At 70.6% G+C, this 15,198-nt stretch carries 14 protein-coding genes, 1 tRNA gene, 1 pseudogene and 2 riboswitches; of the genes and pseudogenes, 5 read left to right on the top strand and 11 right to left on the bottom strand.

Annotated elements, in window-relative coordinates; translation table 11 throughout:
• The first annotated feature begins 57 nt into the window (after positions 1–57).
• Positions 58–130 (top strand) — tRNA-Ala (locus ACN28C_RS33615).
• A gap of 599 nt (positions 131–729) precedes the next feature.
• On the opposite strand, the gene ACN28C_RS33610 is transcribed toward ACN28C_RS33615, so the two are convergent.
• The 5 genes from ACN28C_RS33610 to ACN28C_RS33590 form a co-directional block, all read right to left on the bottom strand.
• The gene (locus ACN28C_RS33610) at positions 730–1,071 is read right to left on the bottom strand and encodes a hypothetical protein (protein WP_422774901.1); all 342 of its coding nucleotides are present in this window, start codon (positions 1,069–1,071) and stop codon (positions 730–732) included.
• Between the two features lie 90 nt (positions 1,072–1,161).
• Positions 1,162–2,238 (bottom strand): ABC transporter substrate-binding protein, encoded by a 1,077-nt coding sequence (locus tag ACN28C_RS33605; protein ID WP_422771493.1) that lies wholly within the window; start codon positions 2,236–2,238, stop codon positions 1,162–1,164.
• Positions 2,235–3,068: an ABC transporter ATP-binding protein gene (locus tag ACN28C_RS33600; protein WP_422771492.1), complete on the bottom strand. Its 834-nt coding sequence runs from the start codon at positions 3,066–3,068 to the stop codon at positions 2,235–2,237. The genes ACN28C_RS33605 and ACN28C_RS33600 overlap by 4 nt, the downstream gene beginning before the upstream one ends.
• Positions 3,065–4,099, bottom strand: coding sequence for a FecCD family ABC transporter permease (locus ACN28C_RS33595; protein ID WP_422771491.1), 1,035 nt, complete (start codon positions 4,097–4,099; stop codon positions 3,065–3,067). The genes ACN28C_RS33600 and ACN28C_RS33595 overlap by 4 nt, the downstream gene beginning before the upstream one ends.
• A gap of 44 nt (positions 4,100–4,143) precedes the next feature.
• Positions 4,144–4,328, bottom strand: a riboswitch (cobalamin riboswitch).
• Positions 4,329–4,565: 237 nt separating this feature from the next.
• Positions 4,566–5,327, bottom strand: coding sequence for a class I SAM-dependent methyltransferase (locus ACN28C_RS33590; RefSeq protein WP_422771490.1), 762 nt, complete (start codon positions 5,325–5,327; stop codon positions 4,566–4,568).
• Positions 5,328–5,664: 337 nt separating this feature from the next.
• Here ACN28C_RS33590 and ACN28C_RS33585 point away from each other — a divergent pair, with 337 nt between their 5' ends.
• The 4 genes from ACN28C_RS33585 to ACN28C_RS33570 are packed head-to-tail and all read left to right on the top strand — an operon-like array spanning position 5,665 to position 9,235.
• Complete coding sequence (locus ACN28C_RS33585) at positions 5,665–6,750, top strand: FecCD family ABC transporter permease (protein WP_422771489.1); 1,086 nt, start codon at positions 5,665–5,667, stop codon at positions 6,748–6,750.
• 24 nt (positions 6,751–6,774) lie between these two features.
• Positions 6,775–7,758, top strand: a complete 984-nt coding sequence (locus ACN28C_RS33580) for an ABC transporter substrate-binding protein (protein WP_422771488.1) — start codon at positions 6,775–6,777, stop codon at positions 7,756–7,758.
• The gene (locus ACN28C_RS33575) at positions 7,755–8,543 is read left to right on the top strand and encodes an ABC transporter ATP-binding protein (protein ID WP_422771487.1); all 789 of its coding nucleotides are present in this window, start codon (positions 7,755–7,757) and stop codon (positions 8,541–8,543) included. Before ACN28C_RS33580 ends, ACN28C_RS33575 begins: the two co-directional genes overlap by 4 nt.
• On the top strand, positions 8,540–9,235 hold the full coding sequence (locus ACN28C_RS33570) for a class I SAM-dependent methyltransferase (protein WP_422771486.1): 696 nt from the start codon (positions 8,540–8,542) through the stop codon (positions 9,233–9,235). Before ACN28C_RS33575 ends, ACN28C_RS33570 begins: the two co-directional genes overlap by 4 nt.
• Before the next feature lie 56 nt (positions 9,236–9,291).
• On the opposite strand, the gene ACN28C_RS33565 is transcribed toward ACN28C_RS33570, so the two are convergent.
• The 6 genes and pseudogenes from ACN28C_RS33565 to ACN28C_RS33540 all read right to left on the bottom strand — a co-directional run bounded on the left by ACN28C_RS33565 (position 9,292) and on the right by ACN28C_RS33540 (position 14,919).
• The gene (locus ACN28C_RS33565; protein WP_422771485.1) at positions 9,292–9,840 is read right to left on the bottom strand and encodes a hypothetical protein; all 549 of its coding nucleotides are present in this window, start codon (positions 9,838–9,840) and stop codon (positions 9,292–9,294) included.
• A 61-nt stretch (positions 9,841–9,901) separates the two neighbouring features.
• Positions 9,902–11,140 (bottom strand): hypothetical protein, encoded by a 1,239-nt coding sequence (locus ACN28C_RS33560; RefSeq protein WP_422771484.1) that lies wholly within the window; start codon positions 11,138–11,140, stop codon positions 9,902–9,904.
• A gap of 217 nt (positions 11,141–11,357) precedes the next feature.
• Positions 11,358–11,630: a superoxide dismutase gene (locus ACN28C_RS33555; protein ID WP_422771483.1), complete on the bottom strand. Its 273-nt coding sequence runs from the start codon at positions 11,628–11,630 to the stop codon at positions 11,358–11,360.
• 6 nt (positions 11,631–11,636) lie between these two features.
• Positions 11,637–12,206 (bottom strand): annotated as a pseudogene (locus ACN28C_RS33550) (superoxide dismutase); the annotation flags it as partial.
• A 441-nt stretch (positions 12,207–12,647) separates the two neighbouring features.
• Entirely contained in the window at positions 12,648–13,379 is a 732-nt protein-coding gene (locus ACN28C_RS33545) for a helical backbone metal receptor (protein WP_422771482.1), read from the bottom strand.
• Between the two features lie 139 nt (positions 13,380–13,518).
• Positions 13,519–14,919: a prenyltransferase/squalene oxidase repeat-containing protein gene (locus ACN28C_RS33540; protein WP_422771481.1), complete on the bottom strand. Its 1,401-nt coding sequence runs from the start codon at positions 14,917–14,919 to the stop codon at positions 13,519–13,521.
• A 107-nt stretch (positions 14,920–15,026) separates the two neighbouring features.
• Positions 15,027–15,159: riboswitch (cobalamin riboswitch) on the bottom strand.
• Positions 15,160–15,198: the final 39 nt, after the last annotated feature.

Genomic DNA, 15,198 nt, shown 5'->3' with positions numbered 1-15,198 from the left:
CGAGAGGGTGTGTACTATTGCGCGGGTGCCCGGGAGACCGGGCAGGCGGTAGAGCAAGGGGCCGTGGCGCAGCTGGTAGCGCACCACACTGGCAGTGTGGGGGTCAGGGGTTCGAGTCCCCTCGGCTCCACCTTGTGTTTGTGCAGGTCAATCGGCATCAGTCATCGACTGGTGCCGATTTTTTGTGATCTTGTGGTCACGTCCGTGGTCACACAGCGCCCCACACTACGCTGCGGCGACCGGTGTTGAAACGTCCGAAAAAGTTGCCTCTGACCAGGGACTATTGCTGCTCCTCGGGATGTCCGGGATGTCTGGGCGGGAATGTGGGGCGCAGAACCGTGTAGTACGGCGGTGCCGGCCCGTGTCGCTACGTACGGATCGGTCGCCGGTTCACCTGTTCGACCTGTCGGCGCGAGGGAAGTCCTCCGGCGGATGATCGGGCCCAGCAGCCGCCGACAGCGCCGTCTGCGTTTGATCTCCTGCGCCCGGTGCTCTCGCCCCGGGTGAGGAACGCGATCTCGGAGGAGACGTTGCGGCTCGTCTTGGTAGCCATCACGCAACCGCCTCGACGTCGAGGCGAACATCCGGTCATGATCGGCCAGCCGGCGGCGCTCCACCTCGGCCGTGACCGTCGGCACCGACGGCCGCTGTACCGGGTGACCGCAGCGGCGGCGCCAGCGAAAGTCCGGCAGGGGTCGGCGGCGTCGCCGCCGATCACGCCGGTCCAGCTCAGGGAGCCGACGCACGCGGAGCGGCGATGACCGACAACTCGAGGACAGCCGGCAGGTCGGCCTTTCCGGGCCCACCTGCCCGGATCCACTCGATCAGGTCGGTGAGCACCGCGTCGTCGAGGACCAGGCCGAACCACACCGGGCGGGCGCCGGCCCGCCGGGCGGCCGGCGCCGGGTTGACCACGAAGACGTTGGACTGGGCGCAGACGTCCAGGCAGTCGCTGGTGCGTATCTGATGGTCCCGGCCCAGGGCCGCTCGGACCCGGTCGAGCTGGGCATCATGGTCGACCTGCGGATGCTTGGCCCGGCTGCCGCAGCAGCAGTCCCGGCACACGGTCACGGTGCAGCCCACGTCACCGCTCAAGACGGACCACCACGGTAGCCGGTGCGGATTCGCGCATTCTCCGCGCCGCGATCAAGCTGCGGGCGGTCACTTGAGCCAGTCGTTGCCGGGCAGCTTGCTGAGCTGCCGGATGTCGAGCGTCGGCGAGACCGATGACTTCGGGGCCACGCCAAAATGCTCCACCGCTTCGCGTACCCACTCGGCCGCGTCGATGTTGAGAGGGCCGGAGACCCACATGGCGTACGGCAGGTTGACGAACCGTCCATCCTTGACCGCCTTGAGGTTGCGGGATGCCGGGTTGGCCTTCAGGGTGTCGATCTTCTGCTGGTAAGACTGTCCCGGGTAGTCGACGAAGAAGATGACGTCCGGGTTCGATGCGGCGAGCCGTTCCCAGCCCACCTCGGTCCAGGTGTCCTTCACATCGGCGGTGGCGTTGGTGACCCCCGCGGCGTCGAAGATGGCCTGCGGGCCGCCGTACGATCCGGAGGTGAAGACGGCGTCGGTCCCGGAGTCGAAGAGGAACGCCGTCGGCTTCTCGCCACTCGTGGGGGCCGCCGCCAGTGTTGCCCGCCGCTTTTCGATGTCGGCGACGACGGCGTCCGCGGTCTCGCGGTGGTTGGTCAGCGTACCGACGTTGCGCAGGTCGGTGGTGAGCGCCGTCCACGCGTCCATCGTGCCGCGAGCGCCGTTGTCCTGCTTGCATGTCTCGCTGAGCAGGTAGGTCTTGATGCCGTGGGTCGTCAGGTCTTCGGGCATCAGGTTGCGGGACTCGCTGAACCCGTACCCGTAGCCGGCGAACATCATCTCCGGCTTGACCGCCAGGACGTTCTCCAAGGTGGGGTACTCGTCCCCGACCTGTTTCAGCTGATCGATCCGGGCCTCGGGATAGGCGAGCTCTAGTACGTCCCGGTCCTGGTCCATGCCGGTGACGGCGATCAGTTGGTCGCGTGCGCCGACGGACAGCACGATCGAGATGATGCCGCCGTCGTACGCGTACAGCCGGGTGACGGGCCTGTCGACACTCACGTCCTGCCCACAGTTCTGGACGGTGATGGCGCCGGGGGTCGCGCTCGATCCGGCATCGCCGGAGGCGCACGCGGTGAGGGTGGACAGGCCGAGCACAAGAGCGGTGAGACGGGTACGGCCGGGCGGAAAGACGGTCATGCCGGTGCGGGGTCCTCTCGGGGGTGGATGAGCAGGTGGTGCTGCGGGCGGTTGGGATGGGGCACCTGAACGGAGCCGACGCCGAAGTGCGTCTCGACGTGGTGGGCGCCGAGCACCTCGGCGGGCGGGCCGACGGCGACGATGCCCGCCGGCTCCGACGTCCGGTCGGCGCCCTCGCGCCAGCCGACAAGGGCGAGTCGGTCGAAGAAGCGCAGGGCGAGATCGAGGTCGTGCACGGTGGCCACCAGGGTCCGGGCGCGTGTGGCGAAGACCTCCAGGAGGTCGAGCTGCCAGGCGACGTCGAGGTGGTTGGTCGGCTCGTCGAGCAGCATCACCGGGCACTGCTGGGCCAGGCCGCGGGCCAGGGTGGCCCGGCGCCGCTCGCCGCCGGACAGCTGGTCGGCGACGGTGTCGATCCGGTCGGCCAGTCCGACGGCGTCGAGGGCGCCGCGCACGAGGTCGTGTTCGGCCCGGCCACCGCGGGCCCAGGGACGGGTCTGCGGCACGCGGCCGAGGGCGACCATCTCACCGACCCGTAGCTCGGAGGTCGTCACGTCTTCCTGGGGCACATAGGCAAGCCGCCGGGCGCGCTCCCGGTTCGGGAGCCGCCGCAGATCGACCAGCCCGCCCGCGCCGTCGGCGATCAGCGCGGTTCCGGAGCTGGGGTGCAGCACTCCGGCCAGCACCCGCAGCAGCGTCGTCTTCCCGGCGCCGTTCACCCCGACGATGCCGAGCCGTGTGCCGTCGGCGACGTCGAGGTCGACGCCACGCAGCACGGTGCGGCCGCCCAGCCGGGCGGAGACGTCGTGCAGGCGCAGGGCGGGGGTCATCGGTCACCACCGAACCGGTACGCGCCTCGGCCCATGAGCAGCAGGAACAGGGGCGCCCCGAGCACGCCGGTCACCACGCCCAGGGGTATCTCCTGCGGACGCACCGCCACCCGGGCCAGCACGTCGACCCAGACGAGGAACACCGCACCCGCCACCGCCGCGACCGGCAGGACGACCCGGTGCCGGGCGCCCACGACCAGCCGGGCCGCGTGCGGAACGAGGAGCCCGACGAATCCCACTCCTCCGCTGACCGCCACCAGCACACCGACGACCACGGACAGGGTCACGAACAGCGCCGTACGCAGCGCGGTCACGTTGATCCCGAGAGCCGCGGCCGTCTCCGGCCCGGCTGCCAGCGCGTCCAGCCAGCGATGCACGGCCAGCAAGCCGGCCGCGAGGACGACGACGGACGCGGCGGGTATCCAGAGCTTCTCCCAGGTGGCGCCGCCGACGCTACCCAGCATCCAGAACATCACCGAGTTGGCCGCGCGCTCGTCGTCGCTGAGAAAGACCAGCAGCGAGGCGATCGCCGACAACCCGGAGGACAGGACGACGCCGGAGAGCACGAGCCGGATCGGGGTCAGGCCGCCCTGCGCGGTGGCGATCAGCCAGATCAGCAGCGCGGATCCCATCGCGCCCAGCAGTGCTCCGATCGAGACTGCGTAGAGACCGAGCCCCGCGAGCGCGCCGGTGGTGAGGGCCGCGGTGGCGCCCACCGACGCGCCCGAGCTGATGCCCAGCAGGTAGGGGTCGGCCAGTGAGTTACGTACCAGGGTCTGCATGCCGGCACCGGCGATCGCCAGGCCCGCGCCCACGACCAGCGCCAGCAGCGCGCGGGGCAGGCGCAGTTCCCAGATGATGACGTCCCAGCGGCCGGCCGGCTCGCCAGCGAAACGATCCGTGACCGCCGCGACGACCTCGGCGAGCGGGACGCGCTCGGAACCGAAGGCCAGCGAGGCGATCACGCTGAGCACCGACACGACGGCCAGCACGAAAAGCAGCGGCCAGAACGGCAGCCGGCGCCGGGACATGATGAGGCCTCTCGGGTCTGGAGACCCCGATCGCGAGAGTCCACCGACGAGCATGTGAGCCGACAGGTCTTCGGACTCGGGGTCAACCGGCGGCACAGCCTTCCCAGAGAAGCGCTCCCCAGTGGCGAGATCGTGCCGCCGTCGCCCTCACCGCTGCGCGCCAGTCCCGGAATCTCACCGGAGTTCCCTGGCATCCCTGAAGGATGCGGTCGACTCGACCGGGACACTACACGCAGCACCAGACGGATTCAGCCGCCGAGGATCCCATCCTCGGTGACGTCGACCACTTGGTCTGCATTGAGGGCCACGACGTGGGCGAGCTTCCCGGCGATCGCCGGGAACTCGGCGGCTGCGGGTGACGAGGCTCTGGCGCAAGGTGCTGACGCACGGGCAGCCTGCGGCACCGCTGCATGCATCCCCGCGACCGGCCGCCAGCCGCGAGGTGCGGCCAGGACGATCGCCGAAGTCAGCGGATGCCGGCGACGGCGGCGTCCGCGCCGCCGCGCCAGATGAGTCCGGCTTCGGTGTACCCGGCGTCACGGAGGGCACGCAGATGCCAGGAAGCCGGAGGGGTCCACTCGGCGGCGTGCCCGTCGGGGTAGATCCGCTCGCGGCGTTCGACCAGCGGCGCCAGGGTGGGATCGGCGGCGACGTGGTTCCACCAGGCTCGCCAGGACAGCACCGCGCCGGCGGTGTAGCGGGCCTGGCGACGGGCCTCGGCGTCGGCGGACAACTGTTTCGTCAGCGTTGGCAGCCCGTCGTCGGGCATGTGGTCGGCGTTGACGAACATTCCTCCCGGGCGCAGCAGCTCGCGGATTTCGCCGTACAGGACGGTCAGCCGGTTCGGGCTCAGCCAGTGCAGGGCGGTGGCGGTGAGTACCGCGTCGAAGTGGTCGCGTGGCATCGCGGCCGCCCAGTCCGGCTTGTTGAGATCAGACGTGACGATGGCCGCGCGGCCATCCAGCGACGGACCCGCGATGGCGAGCAGGACGGGGTCTTGGTCGATGAGGGTGACCTCGGCATCGGGGAACCGGGCCAGGGCGCGCAGGGTGATGGTGCCGGTGCCGCCAGCGAGGTCGAGTAGCCGTGGCGGGCGTCGACCGGTGACGGCGGCCACGGCATCGAGCATCGCGGCGATGCGCTGTTCCCGGTCCGGCAGGTACGCCTCCTGTTGCCGGTCCCAGCTCTCCTGCCAGGCCGAGGGTGCGGCGACTACGTAAGGATCCATGCCGCAGACGGTAGTTACGTCGCTGGCGGCCGTCTAGACGGCATCAACGTGTTGAGGCTGGCGACGGCGCGTCCGCCGTCGGCGGACGCGCCGTCGCATCGAAGGCCGATATTTCTCGGGGTCAACTCGCGCCGTGCGTAGTACGAGCGCCTCAACCGCCACGCGCACCCCGGTCCGTCGTCAGCGCGGGGAGTGTGTAGCTCTTCCTTCTGACGGGCGTCGTCCCGGCGTGGTGGGAGTGAACACCGACTCGGTCGTCTTCCACCGCCTCTGATCTTGATGTTAGCTTCTGCAATATTGTGGCAAGAACCATATGAAGGCATCTGGGGGTGCGGCGATGGCCACCGCCCTGTTGAAGGGTGAGCAGGACCTGCTCGGGGTCGTGGCTCAGCGACGCCGGACCGGGCTCTGGCTGATTGCGCTGGTGGTCGGGCTGGTCCTGACCGGGGTGGTCGCGGTCGGGTCCGGCGCGATCGGGATCGCCCGGGTGACCGTGGCCCGGATCATCGGCCATCAGCTCGTGGGCGTGCCCGGCGAGGTGTCCTGGACCCTGCCGCAGGAGGCGATCGTCTGGCAGGTACGGCTGCCCCGGGTGCTGCTCGGCATGCTCGTGGGCGCCGGGCTGGCGGTGTGCGGAGTGGCGTTGCAGGCCATGGTGCGCAACGTGCTGGCCGACCCGTACCTGTTGGGTATCAACTCCGGGGCCTCCAGCGGTGCCGCCGCGGCGATCCTGTTCGGGGCCGGTGCCGGCTTCGGGGAGTACGCGTTGCCATCGAGCGCCTTCGTCGGCGCGCTGGCGGCGTCGTTGCTGGTCTTCCTGATCGCTCGCAGCGGTGGTCGGATTACCTCGATTCGGCTGCTGCTCTCCGGGGTCGCGGTCGGCTACGCCCTGTACGCCACCACCAGCTTCCTGATCTTCGCGTCCGGGTCGGCCGAGGGCGCCCGGTCGGTGATGTTCTGGCTTCTCGGGTCGCTCGGGCTGGCGCGGTGGGACGCCCTGCTTCTGGTGGCCGCGGTCGTGCTGGGTGGCACGATCCTCTACCTGACCGTCGCCGGACGGCGGCTCGACGTACTGGCCATCGGTGACGAGACCGCGCAGACTCTGGGTGTCTCGCCGGACAGGTTCCGGATGCGGTTGCTCGTGGCGGTCTCGCTCAGCGTCGGCGTGCTGGTCTCCGCCGCCGGCAGTATCGGATTCATCGGGCTCGTCGTCCCGCACCTGGCCCGACGCCTCGTCGGCGCCCCGCACGTGCGGGTGGTACCTGTCGCCGCGCTGCTCGGCGCCATCCTGCTGGTCTGGGCCGATGTGCTTGCCCGGGTCCTACTGGCCCCGCAGGAGATCCCGATCGGGATCATCACCTCCCTGCTCGGTGCGCCGTTCCTGGTCATCCTGATTCGTCGTCTGCACGCCACCGGCGCCTGAGCCCCCGATCCGTCGAGGAGAATGATGAAGACGATCCGTCTGGCTGTCGCCGTCGCCGCGTCCGCCACCCTGATGCTCGTCGCCGGGTGCGGTGGTGGTGACGAACCGACGGCGGCGGGCGGCGGGTACCCGCTCACCGTCACCAACTGCGGTGCGCAGGTCACCTTCGACGCCGCGCCGCAGCGGGTGGTCCTGCTCAAGAGCGCGGCCGTGCCGTACCTGCACTCGCTCGGCGTCATGGACCGGGTCACCGCGCGGGCCGGTCAGTACCCGAAGGAGTACTACGACGCCGCGACCATCGCCGAGCTGGACCGGATCCCACTGCTGACCGACAAGACCGACACCAGCGGCCACCTGCAAATCTCCAAGGAGGTGGTGATCAGCCAACAGCCGGACCTGGTGCTCGGTGAGGTCGACAACCTGTCCCGCGACACCCTCTCCGCGGTGAACATCCCCCTGTTGGAGGAGCCCGCGATGTGTCCTGACAGTAAGGCGGTGCCGACCTTCGACGACATCTATGCCCAGATGCGGAGCTACGGCAAGGTGTTCGGCCGCGACGCGGAAGCCACCGCCGCGGTGACCGCTCTGCAGGAGCGGATGGCCAAAGTCCAGGCAGAGGTGGGTACGTCGTCCGGGCGGACCGCGGCGGTGCTGTATCCGACGGTCGGTGGCGGGGTTACGTACGCCTATGGCACGGCCAGCATGGCCCATCCCCAGTTGGAGGCGGCGGGCCTGCGTAACGTCTTCGGTGACGTCAAGGAACGGGTCTTCGAGGTCACCGTCGAGGAGTTGCTCGGCCGCAACCCCGACGTGCTGATCCTGCTGTACGGCGACGGCGACCCCACGGCCGTCGAGCAGGGGCTGACCGGCCTGCCCGGCGCGCAGAACCTCAACGCCGTCCGCACCGGCAACGTGATGACCCAGCTGTTCAACTTCACCGAGCCGCCGACCCCGCTGTCGATCGACGGTCTGGAGCGGATCGTGCGGCGTTTCAAGGCGAATCCGTGATCCGGGCGACCGGGGTCACCTGGCACTACGGCGCCAACCCGGTCATCGACGGGGTCAGCGTGACCGCGAACCCGGGCCGTGTCCTCGGGCTGATCGGCCCGAACGGCAGCGGCAAGACGACCCTGCTGCGGCTGCTCTACGGCGCCCTGCTCAGCAGTACCGGACAGGTCGTGGTCGACGGTGACGATTTGACCGCTCTGCCGTCGCGGGAAGCCGCACGCCGGCTGGCCGTCGTCGTCCAGGAAAGCGGTGGCGAAACAGCGCTGACCGTGGCGGAGCTGGTGCTGCTGGGCCGGGGCCCGCACCTGTCGACGTTCCAGCGCACGGGTACGGCCGACCGCGAGATCGCGGCCCGCTGCCTGAGCCGGGTCGGTGCCGCCCACCTCGGGCCGCGGGCGTTCGTCCAACTTTCCGGCGGCGAGCGTCAGCGGGTGCTGATCGCCCGCGCCCTTGCCCAGCAGGCCACCCACCTGCTGCTCGACGAGCCGACCAACCACCTCGACATCCGTTACCAGCACGAGATCCTTCACCTGATTCGCACCCTGGACACCTGCTGCGTCGTCGTGCTGCACGACCTCAACCTCGCCGCCCGGTACTGCGACGACCTGGTGCTGCTCGGCAACGGTGGGGTCGTCGCCGCCGGCACCACCGACGAGGTGCTGGACCCTGCGCTCCTCGAACCCGTCTACGGCATCGGGATCCGGCGCCTGGACCTGGAGGGCGCCATCCACCTGCTGTTCCAGCCCGTCGAGCGGGCCGCCGAGGAAAGGAGCGCTGCTGCATGAGTGCGCAGGACCGCATCAACGCCTACTGGGCCGGCCGTGCGCCGAGCTACGACGAGTACCAGCAGCGCCCCGACCGTTTCGCCGCCGACCAGCAGGCCTGGTCGGCGATCTGGGAGCAGGCCCTGCCGCCGGCCCCGCTCGACGTGCTCGACGTCGGCACCGGCACCGGTCAGGCCGCCACCGTCCTGGCCGGCCTCGGTCACCGGGTCACCGGAATCGACCTCGCGGACGGGATGCTGGAGCGCGCCCGCGAGCACGCCGCCGCCATCGCGAACGGGCCGGTCATCCGGCACGGCGACGCCGTCCACCCGGACTTCCCGGCTGCCAGCTTCGACGCGGTGACCAGCCGGTACCTGATGTGGACCCTCCGGGAACCGGAGGTCGCCGTGGCGAACTGGGTCCGCCTGCTGCGCCGGGGCGGCACGGTCGCGGTGGTCGACAGCACCTGGTTCCCCCACGGCCTCGACAACGCCCCGGAGAACATGAGCGCCCACTACGACACCCAGGTCCAAGCCGTGCTGCCCCTGGCCACCGCCACGTCCATCGACCAGACCGTCGCGGTCCTGGAGAAAGCGGGTCTGCGGGAGGTCACCGTCACGCCCCTGACGTCGATCTACGAACTCGACCGGCGCTTCGGGGTGGCCCCGAACCACGACCTTCAGATGCAGTTCCTCATCACCGGCCAGCGGTAAGGCCGCGATACCAGCCCTCTGCCGCTTGCCGGTGGTGGTCGTATTCGGGCCTGGGGTCAGCGGGTGGCTGATGGATGTTGTCGTGACGTCGGCGGGGTCAGCAGTCCGGCGACGGCGGGGCTGAACCGGTCGATGTGCCGCCACAGGTCCGGCAGGTCGGCTGCCAGGCCGGCCACCAGCGGGTCGGTGTGGCGCAGGAAGGACAGGTGCCGGCAGGCGTGCACCGCGACATCGACCGGCCGGACCGTGACCGACGCCGGCGCGAGCGGGTCGTCCTGGCCGGCGATCGCCTCGGAGTGGACGGGGGTCGACCGCCCGGTCTCCGGGTCCGGGTCGGGCAGCGCTGCGTAGGTGAGGACGATTCCGGTGTCCTGGGAGCGCCACGATGTCGAGTGGAGCAGGGCGTGCGGGTCTCGGTGGGACAGGCCGGCGAGGTTCCGGGCCACGGCGTCCGGGTGTTCGCCCTCGGTCAGCGCTCCGGCGCGTACCCGGAACCGCAGTCCGTCCCGGACGGCGCTGAGCAGGATGGTCTCGACCTCGACCGGCACCGCCGGTGCGGCCGGCGGGTCGGTCAGGTCGGGACGTGCCGTCGTTCCGTATGCCACGATGCGCAGCATATGCAACTGCGAAAAGTTGGCAGTAACGTTCGCGGGTGTCCGGTGTCGGTCATTCGATCGGTACGGCCCGCAGGGCCCAGCGTGGACCGTCGGGCGTGTCGTCGAGCTGGACGCCTCCGACGGCGAGGGATTCCCGGATGCCGTCGGCGGCGCCGTAGTCGTTGCGCTGCCGTAACCGCTCGCGTAGCGCGACGAGTGGCTCCACCAGCGGGCGGAGCCGCTCGTCGGGATTCTGTAGTCCGGTCGTGGCTGCCTGGCCGAGCCGGACGACGAGGGTACGCAGCACGGTGCGGGCCTGCGTGGTGCCGTCGTCCTCCTCGGTGTCGGCCGCCCAGGTGTGTACCGCCGTCTCCAGGTCGAGGACGGCGCTGACCATCGCCTCGGCGTCGCCGCGCCGCAGGCCGTCGTCGAACCTCGCCGTGCAACGTGCGGCCGTCTCGGTCAGCGTGGCCGGCGCCGGCTGGGCCGGTGCTCGCGGCGTCTGGCCCGTTGTCCGGGGCCGGGGAATCCGGGACCGGCCGTGGACCAGGTCGCGCAGGTCGGTCAGGGTCAAGGTCGCGCCGGCCGGGAAGACCTGGCTGCGCCCGTCGCGGCGCACGGTCATTCCGCCGCGGCCGACCACCTCCACCTCGGCGGCGCCGAGGTCGAGCAGCACGGCGGTGTGCTCGTCGACACCGAGGACGGCGGCGTCGGCGGGTAGCTGCTGTTCGAGGACGCGCAGGCGCGGTTCTCCGAGGTAGGCGTACCGGGTGTCGTGGGTGCCGCCCTCGGTGTTGTCGTAGTGCGGGATGACCGCCACCGGCAGGTCGAGGTGGCCGAACAGGTCGAGCCCGTCGAGCCAGTGCGGCGCTGCGCCGACCTTGTAGATCTCGTAGACCGGCACCGTGAACCGGCCCATCGTGGCCGCGGCGGCGGAGGCGAACACGACCACACCGTGTGGCCGGGTGAACCGGTCGCGCAGGACGTGTGCCGCCCGGTTGGCCCGCCAACACGCCAGTGCGTAGGTCGGGCTGCCTGGACCGGAGAAAATCCAGTCGGCGGCGGTCAACGCCGCCAGCGCCCGGTCGGTGTCGTCGTCACCGCCACCGTGCAGGCCGGCGGGCACGGTGACCCGCAGGCCGACACTGGTGAGGAAGTACGACCGGGCCTTGGCGGATATCTCGGCCGCGTTCTGCTGGAAACCGTACGGCGTGTCCACCAGCACGGCCCGGGGATCAGGCCGGCCGATCAGGTCGACGAGTCGACGGTGGACGCTCACCATCGTCGGGCTGGTCTCACCGGATCCCATGATCGCGACGACACCAGATGCCCCGGACCGCATAGGCCACCTCCCGGCTGGGGCCCGAACGACGCCTCGACGCGCTGCAACCGTAGCCCGCCGTACCCGGCCACGTCACGGCCGGCGGCGCTCCTAGCCGTTACCGCCGGGCATCCGGATCCTGGCCGATGGGCCGGAAGGGAACCCCCTTCCGGCCCGTGCGACGGTGGGCCGCGCTCGACCGCCGCTACCGGCCCCCCGACGGTGGCTGGTCCGCGGCGGTGGCGAGGTGCAGGGACAGTTCCCGGACAAGGTCGTCCATCGACTGCCCCGACTGCGCCTGTAGCAGGCCGAGAGCGAGGTCGGCGAGGAGGAAGAAACCCAGGGTTTTCGCCTGTTCGGTGGGGAAGGTGGCGAGGAGGGCTTCGGCGCCGTCGAGGTCGCCGCGTCGGCGTGCGGCGATGACTCCGGCGGCGCGTTGCACCGTCTCGGCGACGTGGACCGGATCGGGGTGGCCCACCGGTGGTCAGATCTTCGGCTGGCTGGCCCGGGCCGCGTCGAACCGGGCGGTGACGTCGGTCCAGTTGACCAGATTCCAGAGTCGGTCGACGTAGTCGGGGCGGACGTTGCGGTATTGCAGGTAGTAGGCGTGTTCCCAGGCGTCGAAGACGAGGATCGGGGTGGAGCCCTGCCCGACGTTGCCGTGGTGGTCGTAGACCTGCTCGACGATCAGCCGGCGGCTGAGCGGTTCCCACGCGAGGACTCCCCAGCCGGAGCCCTGGACGCTCTTGGTGGCGGCGGAGAGCTGCTTGCTGAAGGCGTCGAAGGAGCCGAAGTGTTCGTCGATGGTGGCGGCGAGGTCGCCGTCGGGGCGGTCGCCGCCGTCGGGGGAGAGGTTGTTCCAGAAGATCGAGTGGAGTACGTGGCCGGAGAGGTTGAACGCGAAGGTCTTCTCCAGTCCGACCAGGGTTTCGTAGTCGCCCTTGTCGCGGGCCTCGGCGAGTCGGTCGAGGGCGTCGTTGCTGCCCTTGACGTAGGCGGCGTGGTGCTTGCTGTGGTGCAGCTCCAGGATCTCGCCGGACATGGCGGGTTCGAGTGCGCCGTAGTCCTAGGGCATGTCGGGGAGCGTGTAGACGGCCATCCGCGAATTCCTTCCCAGTCCTGCCAACAAATTGCTTCTGCCACACTATGGCAAGAATGGCGATCGGAGGGCGACTTGGCCGGCGTGACGGAAGACGCACACGAACGCGTGGCAACAGCCCTTGCCGCGTTGCGAGACAGCGGTGGGCGTCGGACCGCGGGGCGGCAGGCGGTCCTGCAAGCGCTCGCGAACGCCACCCACCTCAGCGCCGCGCAGGTACGCGACCGGATCGCCACGTCGGCGTCTGTGTCGACCTGTCCACGGTGCACCGCACCCTGAACGCCCTGGTCACGGCCGGGGCCGTGCACGCGAGCCGGTCGGCCAGCACCAGGGTCGGTCACGCGGGTGGCTGGACCGTGACGAATGGCGAGCCGTGACCGGACCGCCGCGAAGCTGTCAGTGCGGGGCTTTGCGGGCCGGCCGGGTGAGCTGGGCGGTCAGCAGTCGGGGTGCTTCGGCGAGTGAGGGGCCGTACCAGGTCAGGTGTCGTCCGGAGACCAGGGCGCAGGGGGCGTCGGGGAACGCCTCGGGGCCGTCGGCGGGGGAGAACGGGTAGGGCTCGTCGGGCAGTACGACCAGGTCGGGCGCTGCGGCGCGCAGGTCGTCGAGCGTCGGCCGAGGGTACCGGTCGGAGGTGTCGGCGTAGAGGTTGCGTAGGCCGAGCCGGAGTAGCACGTCGGAGGTGAAGGTGTCGCCCCCGGCAACGATCCAGGGGCGCCGCCAGACCGGAACGATGACGGTACGTGGCGGGATGGCCGGGGTGACGGCGGCCCAGGCGGCGCGGGCCTGTGCCAGCCACTCGGGCTCCTGGCTGGTGCCGAGGTCCCGCAGCAGGTCGGCGAGTTCGTCGAGCGCCTGGTCGACGGTGCGGGGATAGGTGAGCCGAACCCGTACCCCGGCCGCCTCGATCGCTTCGGCGTCGGAGCGCTGGTTCTCCTCGACGTTCATGAGTACGACGTCGGGGTGCAGGGCGAAGATGCGGTCGAGATCCGGGTACTTGCTGCCGCCGACGCGGGGCACGTCCAGTCCGGCGGGGTGGGTGCAGTAGTCGGTGGCGCCGACGAGGAGCCCGGGCAGGGTGGCCGCGACGGCTTCGGTCAGCGACGGGACCAGGGACACCACTCGCATCGCTGTTCCTCCTGTCCGCGCTGGAGCAGGCCTATTCTGGCCGGTGCCGCGAGCCCACGCCCGGAGCGGGGCTCGCGGCACCAGCGGTAGCGGGCGTTCAAAGAGCTACCGCAGGAGCGGGCGGCGGTGAGGGGTCAGGTCACGAACCGTAACGCAGGTGGACGACGTCGCCGACGGTGATGGTTCCGCCGCGGGTGGCGGTGGTCGGGCTGCCGCCGTCGCGGGACATCTTCCAGGTGGTGGTGCCGGTGTTGGCGAGTCCGTTGATCGCGGTGATCGTGCCGGTGCCTGAGCTGGGGGTGACGGCGGTGACGCAGCCGGCTGGCGCGGCGCTGGTCGCGGCGGCGGTCAGGACGGTGCCGAGCGTCGTGGTGGCGGCGGTCGGGGTGAGGGTGACCGCGCAGGGCAGGACGGTGGTGCCGTTGTCGACGACGAGGGTGATCTTCGCCGGGGTGCCGGCGGTGAATCCGCTCGCCGCGACCCATCTCGGAGCGCCGGCCGTGACCGGCGTGGGCGGTGCGGCAGTGAACCCGCTGCCGCCGAGGGCGCGGACGGCGTCGATGGAGGCGTAGCCGGAGGGGCTGGTGTCCGAGGGCAGATATTTGAAGCCGCCGCTGGACAGTTGCTGGGCGCGGAGGAAGTCGATCGGGGTGCGGCCGGCTGCGGTGGTGAAGTCGACGCCTTGGTGGGGAATGCCGCAGGCGTTGAGGCCGGAGACGGCCCAGCCGTTGGAGTCGGTGTTCGCGCCGAACATGGAGTTGAACGCGCCGGTCGTGTTGATCAGCTTGCTCTTGAGGAACGTCTTTGCCTGGACCACGTCGGTGTCGGTGTTCGGTACCCCGGCGACGCAGAGGGCGGCCATGGCGGCGCCGGTCATATCGATGTCGCTGGGCGCGGCGAGTTGGGACGGGTTGCCTTCGGCCTGGTTGAAGTTCCAGCCTCCGTCGTTGTGCTGGTTGTTGCGGATCCTGGTGACGGACAGGTCGAGCAGCCGTTGCGGGATCCGGGCGTTGCCGGTCTGGGTTTTGGCGCCGGCGAGGGCGAGGACGGCGAAGACGGTGCCGTTGAAGTTCGCCGGTGGGCCGTAGTAGCCGGCGGTGCCGGTCTGCCAGTAGCCGACCACGTCGGCGATGAGGTTGCGGGAGGCGGCGACGCGGGCGGGGTCGATGCCGGCGGCGTAGGCGTTGAGGATGCCGCGTTCGTAGTCGGTGACGACGGGTGAGCCGCCGGGCCAGGAGGCGGCGCCCAGGTGGGTCTGGTACGCGGCGCGGGCGTTCTTGGTGGTGTCGCCGCCGGGGTAGACGTCGACCGGGTGGGTGCCGGCGGCGGCGAAGGCGCTGAACGCCCACTCCAGGGACAGGCCGGCGCCGGCGTAACTGCCGTCCGGGGCTTGCAGGGTCTTCAGGTACGCGACGCCGTTGTTACGGGCGGTGGTGATCTGGGCCTGGGTGGATGTCGCGGCGGCCGGTACGGCCACCACCACCGTCAGGGCGGCGGTAGCCAGTGTGGCCAGGGTGAGGGTGAGGGGTTTACGGCGCATCGGGTTCCTCCGGTTCGGGGCTCGACTCGGCCCCGGAACCCGGACCGGACGGCGACCGGCGGGACGGTGGGGCGGGCCGGACCCATGGGCGCGTGGGACGGATACCGCAGGTGGCGCGTCGCCGCGCGGGTGTTCGGGCTCGGGCGCGAAGTCGCACCCCTACCGTTGCGCGTCAGCCCCGGACTTGTGACCGGGTTCCCCCACACGTCGACGGCGGTGACGCTACGACAACGATCAACGTCGCGCTGTTACCCAGCCGACATCGGTCGGCGATTGACG

Origin of the sequence: Plantactinospora sp. WMMC1484 (assembly GCF_049315195.1) — a bacterium.
Lineage (GTDB): Bacteria > Actinomycetota > Actinomycetes > Mycobacteriales > Micromonosporaceae > Plantactinospora.
The sequence above is the reverse complement of the archived record's forward strand: the minus strand, read 5'-3'. Positions and strand labels throughout refer to the sequence as shown.